The organism is Streptomyces sp. NPDC012888 (assembly GCF_042900645.1).
GTDB lineage: Bacteria > Actinomycetota > Actinomycetes > Streptomycetales > Streptomycetaceae > Streptomyces.
In genome coordinates this window covers 263,549-275,272 of sequence record NZ_JBIBBM010000005.1, presented here as the reverse complement: position 1 = coordinate 275,272, position 11,724 = coordinate 263,549, and the positions used below count along the sequence as shown (strand labels likewise).

The window sequence follows — 11,724 nt, the reverse complement described above, 5'->3', positions numbered from 1 at the left end:
GCGTCTGGCGCCCGACCGCCCGGGTGTGCCGCGGTCAGCCGGTGCGCGGACCCGGCCGAGGGTGGCCGCCCGGGTCCTCGGCGCGGTCCACCACGATGACCGCCACGTCGTCCGCCAGCCGCCCCCGCGTGTGCCGGTCCAGCGCCTCCCTCAGCCACTCCAGGAACGCCTGCCGGCCGTGGTCCCCCATCGCGGCCATCGCGCCGGGCAGGTCGAAGAAGACCGCGTCGGCGTCACGGGCCTCGATGACGCCGTCGGTGTGCAGCAGCAGCCGGTCGCCGGGGGCGAACGGATAGCTCTCCGTCCGCCCCGGGGGACCACTGATGAACTCCTCCAGCCCCAGCGGGGGCAGTGGCACGGCCGGGACCAGGGCCCGGACCACGCCCCCGCGCAGCAGGAGCGGGGGCGGGTGCCCCCGGTTGACCAGCTCGACCCGGTGACCGGCGGGGACCTGCGCCACCAGGGCGGTGACGAACCCCTCCAGCAGCGCGTCGTCCCCGCCGGGGCCCAGCGCGCCCCGGACCGCGGCGTCCCGCCGCAGGGCCGCTCCGCAGTGGCCGACCACCTCGGCCAGGTCGTCCTCGTAGTGCACCGCCTCCCGGAAGGCGCCCAGCACGACCGCGGCCGCCCGTACCGCGGGCAGGCCCTTCCCGCGGACGTCGCCGATGATCAGCCGAACCCCGTACCGGGTCTCCACCGCGTCGTACAGGTCGCCGCCGATCTGGGCGCCGGCCTCCGCGGCCAGGTACATGCTGGCCGCGCGCACCGGGCCGAGCCGGGCCGGCACGGGCCGCAGCAGCACCTCCTGGGCGGCCGCGGCGATCCGGCGCACCTGGTTGAGCTCGTTCTCCTGGCGGACGCGCACGGCACGGCTCGTCAGGTAGCCGGCCACCGACACCAGGGACAGGGCGAGGAAGTTCGCGTAGACCTGCTGGCCGCCCCAGGCCCCGTTGTAGGTGGCCGTGGTGACGCTCACGGCCACGGCCAGGCCGGCCGCGGCGAGGGTGCCCGCGGGGCCCATGGTCACCGCCGCCAGAGCGGGCGTCGCGACGAGCAGCGGTCCGGTGTAGACGACGTGCGCCGGGGAGAGCTCGACGGCGAGCACCAGGAGGGCGAGCGCGAACGGCACGCACTGCCAGAGCACGAACAGGACCTGGTGGTGCCCGCCGGCCCCCGGTACCGGGGGCGGGCGCAGGGACGCCCTCATGGCTACCAGCCTGCCCCGGCCGGGCTACCGCCCGCCAGTCAAGCCGCCGGTGACCGCCCGGTCGTGCCCGCCGCGGGTCGCCGAGCCGCCCGGTCGGTCCAGCCGGGGCCGGTGCGCCGCCGGTACCGGGTAGGCATCGCTCCATGACCAGCAGCCCGCCCGGCGGTCCCCGGGTCTCCCGCGAGGAGTTCGACGCCCTGTTCACCGAGGTCCGTACCTGGGGCCGGTGGGACCCGTCCGACCGGGGCGCCTGGAACCGGGTCACCCCGGACCACGTACGGCGGGCCGCCGCCCTGGTCCGGGACGGCACGACGGTCCCGCTGGGCCTGCCCTGGAACACCCGGCCGGCCGCCGACAACACCAGGCCCGCCCTGCACCACATGACCGACCTCGGCGACGTCGAGCCCCCTGAGCCGGCCACCCACAAGGACTTCCTCGCCGCGGACTACCACGGCAAGGTCGTCAGCCACCTCGACGCCCTGTCGCACGTCGCCTACCGCGGCCTGCTCTACGGCGGGCACCCGGCGCGCGAGGTGGTCGGCGCCGGCGGCGCCCGCTTCGGATCGGTGTCCGCCCTCGGCCCGCTGGTCACCCGGGGGGTGCTCCTCGACCTCCCCGCCGTCCTGGGCGTCGACTGGCTGGAGCCGGGGCGGGCGGTCCGCGCCGCGGACGTCGCCGCCGCCGAGCGGGCGCTGGGCGCGGACGTCGACGAGGGCTGCGCGGTGCTGCTGCGCACCGGCCGGTTCCGGCGCCGGCGCGAGCTGGGCCCGTGGGACGCCGGCGCGGCGAGCGCGGGCCTGCACGTGGACGCGGTGCCGCTGCTGGCCCGGCGGGGGATCTGCCTGCTCGGCGGGGACGGGGACAGCGACGTCCGCCCCTCTCCGGTGGAGGGCGTGCACTCCCCCGTGCACGCCCTGGCGGTCGCCGCCATGGGGGTGCCCCTGCTGGACAACCTGGACCTGGAAGCGCTGTCCGCCGCCTGCGCGGGGGCCGGGCGGTACGAGTTCATGCTCGTGACGGCTCCCCTCGACGTGCCCGGCGGGACCGGCTCCCCGGTCAATCCCGTCGCGGTCCTGTGAAGCGGCAAAACCCCGGGAATATACTCAAAACGCACCATGCGACTCATCTACGGGTCTACGGGCCCGAGCGGTCACCCGGGGCCGGCCGGGGCACGGGGCACACCGGCGAGGGGAGTGATGCAGATGGCTGTCACGGGCGACCGGATCGGCCCCGCGCTCTCCCGCGAGCGGTTCCTGGGGGGCGAACCCGCCGGGACCGGCGTACGGGCTCCGATCCTGGACTCGTGGCTGCGCTGCCGGCTCCTCGGGCTCTCACCGGACGGGATGGAGCTGCCCCACCGGGACGACTACGACCCGGACTCGCGGCTCGTCCGCGCTGCCGGGCCCGTGCTCGACCGGCTCCAGGCGCGGTTCTCCGGCAGCCGGATGAACATCGCCCTCGCCGACGCGAACGGGACCGTGCTCCAGCGCCGCTTCGGCGAACCCGAACTGGCGCGGACCCTGCCCCCCGTGCAGAGCGTGCCCGGCTTCGTCTTCGCCGAACGGTTCGCGGGGACCAACGGCATCGGCCTGGCACTGACCGAGCGGCGGTTCGTCCAGGTGTACGGCGCCGAGCACTTCGCCGAACGCGGCCAGGCCAACGCCTGCTGCGCCACGCCCGTCCGCGACCAGCTCAGCGGGCGCATCGCGGGCGTGCTGTGCTTCGGCTACCCGTACTCCTACGAGCACCCGGCCCTGTCTGTCCTGGTCCGCCGGGCGGCCGAGGCCATCGAGCGGCGGATGACGGAGCAGAGCTCGGAGCGCGAGCGCTCGCTGCTGGACACCTACCTCGACGCCGAGCGGCACGCCCGGGCGGCCGGGGCGGCCGCGGACGGATGGCACGTCGGCCCGTCCGTACCGGGCGGGCCGGAGGGCCCGGACGGTACGGAGCGGCTGGTGGAACTGGCCGCGGTCGGACTGCACCCGCAGGACCAGACGATCCTGAAGGAGCGGGCGACCGAGCTCCTCACCACCCCCCGGCGGGCCGCGGCCCGGGTGGCCCTCCCCCACGGCCGGGAGGCCACCCTGCTGAGCCGCCCGGTCACCAGCGACTCCGGGGTGGAGGGCATGGTCGTCGAAGCCGTCATCGGCGGGGGCGGCCCCCCGGTCCACCGCCTGCCCCTGCCACCCCGCCCCGGCCCGGCCGCCCCGGTCTCCACCGCCTCCCCCTCCCCCGCCGACGCCGGTGCCCGCTCCGGCTCCGGCTCCGGGTCCGGATCCGTCCGCGGGCTGGTCCTGGTGGGCGAGCCGGAGGTCGGGAAGTACGCCATGGAGGCGAGGCGCCGCCTGGAGCTGCTGGCGGAGGCCAGCAGCCGGATCGGCACCACCCTGGACGTGACCCGCACCGCGCGCGAGCTCGCCGAGACGGCCGTGCCCCGGCTGGCCGACTACGTCACCGTCGACCTGCCCGGGGCCGTGCTCCGCGGTGACGAGTCCACCGCCCCCGGCACCGACCTCCACCGGGCGGTGCTCCACGGGATCCGCGACGACTGTCCCTTCTGCCCGGCCGGGGAGCGCCTGGACTTCCACGACGACACCCCGCACATGCGCGCCCTGGCCGCCGGGCACGCCGTCCTCGAACCGGAACTCCGGTCCGCCGCGGGGTGGATCGCGCAGAGCCCCGACCGCTCCCGGAGGGTCCTGGAGCACGGCGTGCACTCCCTCATCGCCGTACCGCTCCTCGCCCGCGGCGTCCTCCTGGGCATCGTGAGCTTCTACCGCTCCGAGGACCCCGCGCCGTTCGGGGAGGACGACAGCCGGCTGGCCCAGGAACTCGCGGCGCGCGCCGCCCTGTGCATCGACAACGCCCGCCGCTACACCCGGGAGCACACCCTTGCCCTCGCGCTCCAGCGCAGCCTGCTCCCGCGCGGCCTGCCCGAGCTGGGCGCGGTCGAGGTCGCCCACCGCTACCTGCCCGCCGAATCCGGCGTCGGCGGCGACTGGTTCGACGTGATCCCGCTGTCCGGCACCCGCGTCGCCCTCCTGGTCGGCGACGTCGTCGGCCACGGCATCCACGCCGCCGCCACCATGGGCCGGCTGCGCACCGCGGCGCGCAACTTCGCCGAGCTGGAACTCGCCCCCGACGAGCTCCTCACCCACCTGGACAACATGCTGGTCCGCCTGGACCGGGAGGAGGGCGGCGAGGACCCCGCCGGCGGCAGCGGCATCGTCGGCGCCACCTGCCTGTACGCCGTGTACGACCCCACCACGCGGCAGTGCGTCATGGCACGGGCCGGGCACCTCCCGCCCGCCCTGGTCCACCCCGACGGCGGCGTGACCTTCCCCGACGTCCCGGCCGGCCCCCCGCTGGGCCTGGGCGGGCTGCCGTTCGAGACGGCCGAGGTCGAACTGCCCGAGGACAGCACGCTGGTCCTCTACACCGACGGGCTGGTCGAGGACCGCCACCGCGACATCGACCTCGCCCTCGACCGGCTCACCCGCGCCCTCGCCCATCCGGAACGCACGCCCGAGGAGACCTGCCGGGCGGTCATGGACGCCATGGCGCCGGAGCACCCGGCCGACGACATCGCCCTGCTCGTCGCCCGGACCCGCACGGTGCCCCCCGGGCGGATGGCCGTCTGGGACCTGCCGGCCGACCCCGCCCGGGTCGGCGAGGTCCGGGCCGCCGTCACGCGCCGGCTGGCCGAGTGGGGGCTGGACGAGCTCGCGTTCGCCGCCGAGCTGGTGCTGAGCGAGCTGGTCACCAACGCCGTCCGCTACGGCGGCGAACCGATCCAGGTGCGGCTGATCCACGACCGCGCCCTGATCTGCGAGGTGTCCGACGGCAGCAGCACCGCCCCGCACCTGCGGCGGGCGGCCAGCACGGACGAGGGCGGGCGCGGCCTGTTCCTCGTCGCCCAGCTGGCCCAGGCCTGGGGCACCCGCTACACCCCGCAGGGCAAGGTGATCTGGGCCGAATGCGCCCTCGACGCGGCGTAAAGCACGGTTATGACCTGATATGACCGTCCTGGCGCACTAGCATCCCGTCCGTGGATGACGTTCACGGCCCGGCCGGCCCACCGACGAGCCGCCCGCCACGGCGCCCCGACGCGGAGCCCCTCGTCCGGATGCGCGGTCTCCGCAAGCGGTTCGGCGGCACCGTCGCCCTGGACGGGGTCGACCTGGACCTGTACGGCGGCGGCGTGCTCGCCCTGCTCGGTCCCAACGGCGCCGGGAAGTCCACCCTGATCAGGATCCTCGCCGGAGTGGTCCGCGCCGACGGGGGCGAGGTGACCGTGGCCGGCCACCCGCTCGGGTCCGAGGCGGCCTCGGCGCGGATGTCCTTCATCCACCAGGACCTCGGGCTGGTCGACTGGATGACGGTCGCCGAGAACATCGCCCTGGGCACCGGCTACCCGCGCCGCCACGGCCTGATCTCCTGGCGGCTGACCCGCGAACGCAGCAGGGCCGCCCTGGACCTCGTCGCCGGGCACCTCGACCCCGACGCCCCCGTCGCCGGTCTCGCCCCCGCCGAGCTTTCGCTGGTGGCCATCGCCCGCGGCCTGGCCCGGCGGGCCGCCCTGTTCGTCCTGGACGAGCCGACCGCCACCCTCCCCGCCGCCGACTGCACCCGCCTCTTCGACGTCCTGCACGCCCTGCGCGACCGGGGCCACGGGATCCTGTACGTCAGCCACCGGCTCGACGAGGTGTACCGGGTCGCGGACGGCTTCGCGGTGCTGCGCGACGGCCGCCTGGTCGCCCACGGGCCGCTCGCCGGGTACGGCCCCGCCCGCCTGGTCCGCGACATCACCGGCGGCGAACCCGCAGGGCGCGGACCGGCCGCACCGCCCGCCGCCGGCCGTCAGCCCGTCCTGCGCCTCGACGGCGTCACGACCGGGCGCACCGGACCGGTCAGCCTGGAGCTCGCGCCCGGGGAGATCCTCGGCATGGTGGGGCTGACCGGCGCCGGGCACATGCACCTGGGCCGGGCCCTCGCCGGCGCGCTGCCGATGTCCGGCGGACGGGCGCTGCTGCACGGCCGGCCGTACCGGCCGCGCTCGGTGGCCGCCGCCGTCGGCCGGGGGGTCGGCTTCGTGGCCGCCGACCGCCAGGCGGAGGGCTGCGCCGCCGACCTGACGGTCCGGGAGAACCTCTTCGCCAACCCGCGGGCGGCCGGTGTGCCGGCGTGGCGCCCGCTCGGCCCGCGACGGGAGCGCCGTGCGGCCGCCGAGCTGATCGAACGGTTCGGGGTGCGGCCGCCCGACAGCGAGGTGCCCGTCGCCACCCTGTCCGGCGGCCACCAGCAGCGGGTGGTCCTCGGGCGGTGGCTGCACGGCCGTTCCTCGCTGCTGGTCCTGGAGGAGCCGACCGCGAGCGTGGACGTCGGCGCCAAGGCGGCGGTCCACCGGCTGCTCGACGCGGCCGCCGCCGAAGGGCGGGGGATCCTGCTCGTGTCCACCGACTTCGAGGAGGTCGCCGGCCTCTGCCACCGGGCGCTGGTGTTCGTCCGCGGGTCCGTGGCGGCCGAACTCTCCGGGGCCGGGCTGACGCCCGCCGCCCTCACCCACGCCGCCTCGGCCATGCCGGCGATCACCGGGGACGGCGCCGCGTGACCCGCCGGTCCCCGCGCGGGCACCACCTCGTCGGCGGCTACGGGCTGCCGGCCCTCGCCGTCCTGCTCTTCCTCGCCTTCTCGCTCGCGCTGCCGGACACCTTCCCCACCCGTGAGAACGTCTCCTCGATCCTCTCCAACCAGTCGGTCCCCGCACTCCTGGCGCTGGGCGTCACGCTCCCCGTCGCCACCGGCAAGTTCGACCTGTCCGTCGGGTACGGGCTGGGCCTGGCGCACGTCATGGTGATGCACCTGATCGTCGACACGGGCACGCCCTGGCAGGTGGCCTGCCTCGTGGTGGTCCTGGGCGGGGCACTGGTCGGCGCCCTGAACGGGGTGGTCGTGGAGTTCGCCCGGATCGACTCGCTGATCGCCACCCTCGGCACCGGCAGCATCATGTACGCCCTCACCGGGTGGCTGACCGACGGCGGCCGGATCGTGCCCGGCCCGGAGGGCCTGCCGGCCGCCTTCACCGCCCTCTACGACGGGTCCTTCCTCGGACTGCCGGTTCCCGCCTTCTACGTCCTCGCCGCCGTCGCCGTCCTCTGGGTGGTGCTGGAGCGGCTGCCGTTCGGCCGGTACCTGTACGTCGTCGGCTCCAACCCGCGGGCCGCCGGCGTGCTGGGCATCCGGACCCGCAGGTACTCCGTCTGCGCCTTCGCCGGTTCGGGCCTGGTCGTGGGCTTCGCCGGGGTCCTGCTGGCCGCGCAGCAGCAGATCGGCAACCCGAGCGTCGGCCTGGAGTACCTGCTGCCCGCGTTCGTCGGGGCGCTGCTCGGCTCCACCACGGTCAGGCCGGGCCGCGCCAACGCCCTCGGGACCCTGGTGGCCGTCGGTGTGCTCGCCGTCGGCCTCGCCGGCATCGGCCAGCTCGGCGCGCAGTTCTGGGCCACCCCTCTGTTCAACGGCCTCACGCTGCTGCTCGCGGTCGGGCTGGCCGGCTACGCGGCGCGGCGCCGGCTGCGCCCGCCGGCCGGTGCCGGAACGTAACCCAGTCAGGAGCACACCGTGTACACCGACCGCACGCGCCGCAGGCGCACCTCCGCCGCGGCCCTGTGGGCGGCGGCCGCAGTCCTCGCCGCGGGCTGCGGGAGCGGGCCGGCGCGGCCCCCGGCCCCGTCCGCGGGTTCGCCCGGTGCCGCCGGCTGCCCGGCGGTCGCCGCCGCCGCGGAGCGGGCCGTGGCGCGGGCGGAACGTACCGACCTCGGCTGGGACGGCCCCACGACCGGGCCGGCCGCGGTGCCCGGCAGGACCTTGGTGTACGTCGCCCAGACCATGACCAACCCGGGTGTCGCCGGAGCGGCCGAGGGCGTGCGGGAGGCCGCGGAGGCGATCGGGTGGAAGGTACGGGTGATCGACGGGGACGGCACCCCGGCGGGCATCCAGGCGGCCCTCAGCCAGGCGGTCACCCTCCGGCCGTCGGGCATCGTCATCGGCGGCTTCGACCCGCGGCTCACCGCACAGCAGACCGCGCGGGCCGCGGCCGCGGGCATTCCGCTGGTCGGCTGGCACGCCGTCAGCGCGCCCGGCCCCAGCACCGCTCCACGGCTGTTCACGAACGTCACCACTGAGGTGGAGGAGGTGGCCCGGATCAGCGCGGACTGGGTCATCGCCCGTTCCGGCGGCCGCGCCGGGGTCGTCGTGTTCACCGACGACTCCATCCCCTTCGCCCGTGACAAGTCCGAGCTGATCAAGGAGCGGCTGGCCGGCTGCCCCGGGGTGACGCTGCTGGCGACGGAGAACATCCCCATCCCGGACGCCAGTCAGCGCACCCCGCAGCGGGTGTCCTCCCTGCTGTCCCGGTTCGGGGACCGGTGGACCGACTCCGTGGCCATCAACGACCTGTACTTCGCGGACGCCGCGCCGGCGCTGCGGGCCGCCGGGCGGCCCGGCCAGGGCCCTCCGTACAACATCGGCGCGGGCGACGGCGACCCGTCCGCCTTCCAGCGCATCGAGAGCCGCCGGTACCAGGCCGCCACCGTCCCCGAGCCGCTGAACCAGCAGGGCTGGCAGATCGTCGACGAGTTCAACCGGGCCTTCGCCGGGCGGCCGGCCAGCGGTTACGTCGCACCCGTCCACGTGGTGACGGCGGCCAACAGCGCCGGGGCCACGTCCTGGGACCCGAAGGGGTACCGGGAGGCGTACCGGAGGATCTGGGCCGGGCGGTGAGCGATGGGCGGTGGGCGGAAGGGCCCGCACGACCGTCGCCGCCGGCCGGGTCCGCGCGCTAACCTCCGCACATGATTGACATGGACATGGCTCGCCACCGCTCGCGCGTGCGGCCACGGCGCCCCCTCGTGCTCATGGTCCTGCTCGCCCTGCTCGCCTGCCTCGGCACGGCGGCCACCGCCTCCGCCACCGCCCCGGCCGCGTCGGCGGCCCGGGCCCCCGGGAGCGTCGCGGGGGCCGGGGGTGCCGGCCCGGCCGCCGCGGCGGCCGCCCGCTGGGGCGACCGCCGCCTCGACGAGGCCACCTTCCTCACCACGCACAACGCGTTCACCAACTACGAGGACTCCCGCTGGAGTTCGGTGAACCAGTCCGAGTCGGTGCGCGGCCAGCTGGAGGCCGGCGTCCGCGGCCTCAGCCTGGACACACACTGGTACGAACGCAGCACCTGGCTGTGCGTGATCAGCTTCGGCAGCGACTGTTACCCCAGTGACGTGTACCTGTGCCACGGCGGGTGCAAGACCTTCGCCGGCGCCACCTACGCCCTGCCCCGGCAGTCCTTCCACGGCACCATGCAGACCGTCGTCGACTTCCTCGCCGCCCACCCGCAGGAGGTCGTGACGGTCTTCCTGGAGGACTACGTCAGCGCCGAGCAGCTGCGGCAGTCCCTCGGCCGGGTGCGGGGACTGCCCGAGCTGCTGTTCCGGCCCGACGAGTGGGACGTCCGGAACGCCGGGTGGCCCCGGGTGGCCGATCTGGTCACCTCGGGCAAGCGGCTGCTGGTCTTCTCCGACCGTTCCGACCGCGAGCACCTGGGCGTCATGTACGACCGGTCGTGGACGGTGAGCAACTTCTGGAGCCTGGGCGACCTCGGCGACGACCTGTCCTGCGTCAGCCGCTGGCCCGACGTGCCGCTGGACCGCCAGGAGCCCGGTTTCCGGCGGCTGTTCACGATGAGCCACCACCGCAACGTGCCGACCGTCCTGACCGCGGCCCTCGACAACGGCGCGAAGCTGCGCGACCGGATCTCCGAGCGGTGCCGGCCCGCGGCCGGAGGCCGGGCACCCAACTTCGTCTCCGTCGACTTCCACCGCCTGTCGGACGGCAGCGGCCACACCCCCGCCTCGATCGTCGCGGAACTGAACGCCGGCCCGTGATCCGGACCGCCGGCCGGCCGGCCGCGGGGTCCCGGTCCCTCCTGCAGGTGCCGACGAGGCGCCCGGGCCCCCGCACACCGGCTGCAGCGCGGCGGTGCCCCAGGAGGCCGCGGTCCAGGTCAGGGGCGGTGAGACGTCCTCCCCCTCGCCGCCGTACCGGCGCGGGATCCCGGGGGCGCGGCGCCCGGCGGGCAGGGGGCCGGTGGACGGGGCATCCTGGAGGGGGGTGCGTGCCCGCGCCCCCGCGCGAGCCGTCCTGAACCCCCTGGGGGACGTCATGGAACTCGGCTTCCTGAAACCGCTCTTCGCCCGTCAAGGGCCCTGGGCCTCGGTCTACGTCGAGACCACCCGCGCGACCGAGGACGCGCGGACGATCCAGGAACTCCGTGAGCGCGCGGTCGCGTCCCGGCTGATCGACGCGGGCGCCGACCCCTACACCGTCCGGGCCGTGGCGAACCGGCTCGCCGGGGAGCCCGTCAAAGGGGCGCCTCCCGGCCGCGCCCTGTTCGCCTCGGGCGCGGAGGTGGTGCTGGACGTGCCGCTGGCCAGGGCGCCGGCGGCCACCGAGGCGACCTGGTCGGTCCTTCCGCACATCGCTCCGCTGGCCGGTCTGCGGGGTGACGAGCCCGGCTGCCTGGTGGCGTACGTCGACCGCGCCGGCGCCGATCTCGAGCTGCGCGAGACCCACGGCCGCCGGTCGCTGGGGCAGGTGCGCGGGGGTGGGCCGGAGGGCCGCGGGCACCGCAGCGTGCCGGAGGACCGGCACGAGTGGCACTACCGGAACAGGGTGGAGAACGCCCGGAACGAGACGGCCGACGCCGTCGCGGCGGAGCTGGTCCGGCAGTGGCCGGGCAGTGGCGCCGGGCTGGTGGTGCTGACCGGGGACGCGCGTGAGCGGCGGGCCGTCCACCACCGGCTGCCGGAGCGGATGCGGTCGGTGACGGTCGAGGTGGACGGCGGCGGCAGGTCGCCCGGCGCCCCGGCGGCCGCTTTCGACCGGGAGGTGGCGCTGGTGCGGGAGGGGTTCGCCCGGGAGCGGCTGGAGCGGGCGCTGGAGCGGTTCCGGATGGGGCGGGGCCGGCCCGGCGAGCACCGCGAGTCCACGGTGGACACCGGGCCGGGCGAGGCGGCCGAGGGCATGCCGGCCGTGGTGGACGCCGTACGCACCCACCAGGTGGCGACGCTGCTGCTCGGCGCGGAGGGGTCGGACGCGGGTCGGGAGGTGTGGATCGGCCCGGGGGTGGACGAGGTGGCGGTGCAGCGCGGCCAGGCCCAGGCGATGGGCGTGGACAAGCCGGTGCCGGCGCGGGCGGACGACGCCCTGCTGAGGTCCGCGGCGGCGGCCGGCAGCGAGGTGCTGGTGGTGCCCGCGGGCATGCCGGGACCGGCGGGCGGCCTGGGGGCGGTGCTGCGCTGGACCCTGTGACCGCGCGGGACGGCGGCGCCGGACGTCCTTCGCCCGGTGGACAGTTGGGCGGGCCCGCGCGCGGGGCCGGGCGGTGCGGCCGGTACGGTTTCGGCTCGGCCGCGTCCGGGGCGGGTTCGGGGGCGGCCGGACCGCCGACCGGACCGCCGCAGCAGGAA

8 protein-coding genes are annotated in these 11,724 nt (G+C 76.3%); 7 read left to right on the top strand and 1 reads right to left on the bottom strand.

Annotated elements, in window-relative coordinates:
• Window positions 1-34: 34 nt before the first annotated feature.
• The gene (locus ACFY61_RS11265) at window positions 35-1,207 is read right to left on the bottom strand and encodes a PP2C family protein-serine/threonine phosphatase (RefSeq protein ID WP_389469967.1); all 1,173 of its coding nucleotides are present in this window, start codon (window positions 1,205-1,207) and stop codon (window positions 35-37) included.
• A 143-nt stretch (window positions 1,208-1,350) separates the two neighbouring features.
• Here ACFY61_RS11265 and ACFY61_RS11260 point away from each other — a divergent pair, with 143 nt between their 5' ends.
• The 7 genes from ACFY61_RS11260 to ACFY61_RS11230 all read left to right on the top strand — a co-directional run bounded on the left by ACFY61_RS11260 (window position 1,351) and on the right by ACFY61_RS11230 (window position 11,566).
• The gene (locus ACFY61_RS11260) at window positions 1,351-2,286 is read left to right on the top strand and encodes a cyclase family protein (RefSeq protein WP_389469964.1); all 936 of its coding nucleotides are present in this window, start codon (window positions 1,351-1,353) and stop codon (window positions 2,284-2,286) included.
• Window positions 2,287-2,409: 123 nt separating this feature from the next.
• Window positions 2,410-5,205, top strand: coding sequence for a SpoIIE family protein phosphatase (locus ACFY61_RS11255; RefSeq protein ID WP_389469961.1), 2,796 nt, complete (start codon window positions 2,410-2,412; stop codon window positions 5,203-5,205).
• A gap of 128 nt (window positions 5,206-5,333) precedes the next feature.
• On the top strand, window positions 5,334-6,818 hold the full coding sequence (locus tag ACFY61_RS11250; RefSeq protein ID WP_389470423.1) for a sugar ABC transporter ATP-binding protein: 1,485 nt from the start codon (window positions 5,334-5,336) through the stop codon (window positions 6,816-6,818).
• Window positions 6,815-7,807, top strand: a complete 993-nt coding sequence (locus ACFY61_RS11245) for an ABC transporter permease (protein WP_389469959.1) — start codon at window positions 6,815-6,817, stop codon at window positions 7,805-7,807. The genes ACFY61_RS11250 and ACFY61_RS11245 overlap by 4 nt, the downstream gene beginning before the upstream one ends.
• A gap of 18 nt (window positions 7,808-7,825) precedes the next feature.
• Window positions 7,826-8,986: a substrate-binding domain-containing protein gene (locus tag ACFY61_RS11240; protein ID WP_389469956.1), complete on the top strand. Its 1,161-nt coding sequence runs from the start codon at window positions 7,826-7,828 to the stop codon at window positions 8,984-8,986.
• 71 nt (window positions 8,987-9,057) lie between these two features.
• Window positions 9,058-10,140 carry a PI-PLC domain-containing protein gene (locus ACFY61_RS11235; protein WP_389469954.1) on the top strand — a complete coding sequence of 361 codons (1,083 nt, stop codon included), beginning with the start codon at window positions 9,058-9,060 and terminating at the stop codon, window positions 10,138-10,140.
• A gap of 226 nt (window positions 10,141-10,366) precedes the next feature.
• On the top strand, window positions 10,367-11,566 hold the full coding sequence (locus ACFY61_RS11230) for a hypothetical protein (protein ID WP_389469951.1): 1,200 nt from the start codon (window positions 10,367-10,369) through the stop codon (window positions 11,564-11,566).
• The last annotated feature ends 158 nt before the right edge of the window (window positions 11,567-11,724 follow it).

Bases quoted from the DNA above. Each gene is read 5' to 3' on its own strand.
- ACFY61_RS11260 (WP_389469964.1), top strand. From the start codon at position 1,351: ATGACCAGCAGCCCGCCCGGCGGTCCCCGGGTCTCCCGCGAGGAGTTC.
- ACFY61_RS11250 (WP_389470423.1), top strand. From the start codon at position 5,334: ATGCGCGGTCTCCGCAAGCGGTTCGGCGGCACCGTCGCCCTGGACGGG.
- ACFY61_RS11255 (WP_389469961.1), top strand. From the start codon at position 2,410: ATGGCTGTCACGGGCGACCGGATCGGCCCCGCGCTCTCCCGCGAGCGG.
- ACFY61_RS11235 (WP_389469954.1), top strand. From the start codon at position 9,058: ATGATTGACATGGACATGGCTCGCCACCGCTCGCGCGTGCGGCCACGG.
- ACFY61_RS11265 (WP_389469967.1), bottom strand. From the start codon at position 1,207: ATGAGGGCGTCCCTGCGCCCGCCCCCGGTACCGGGGGCCGGCGGGCAC.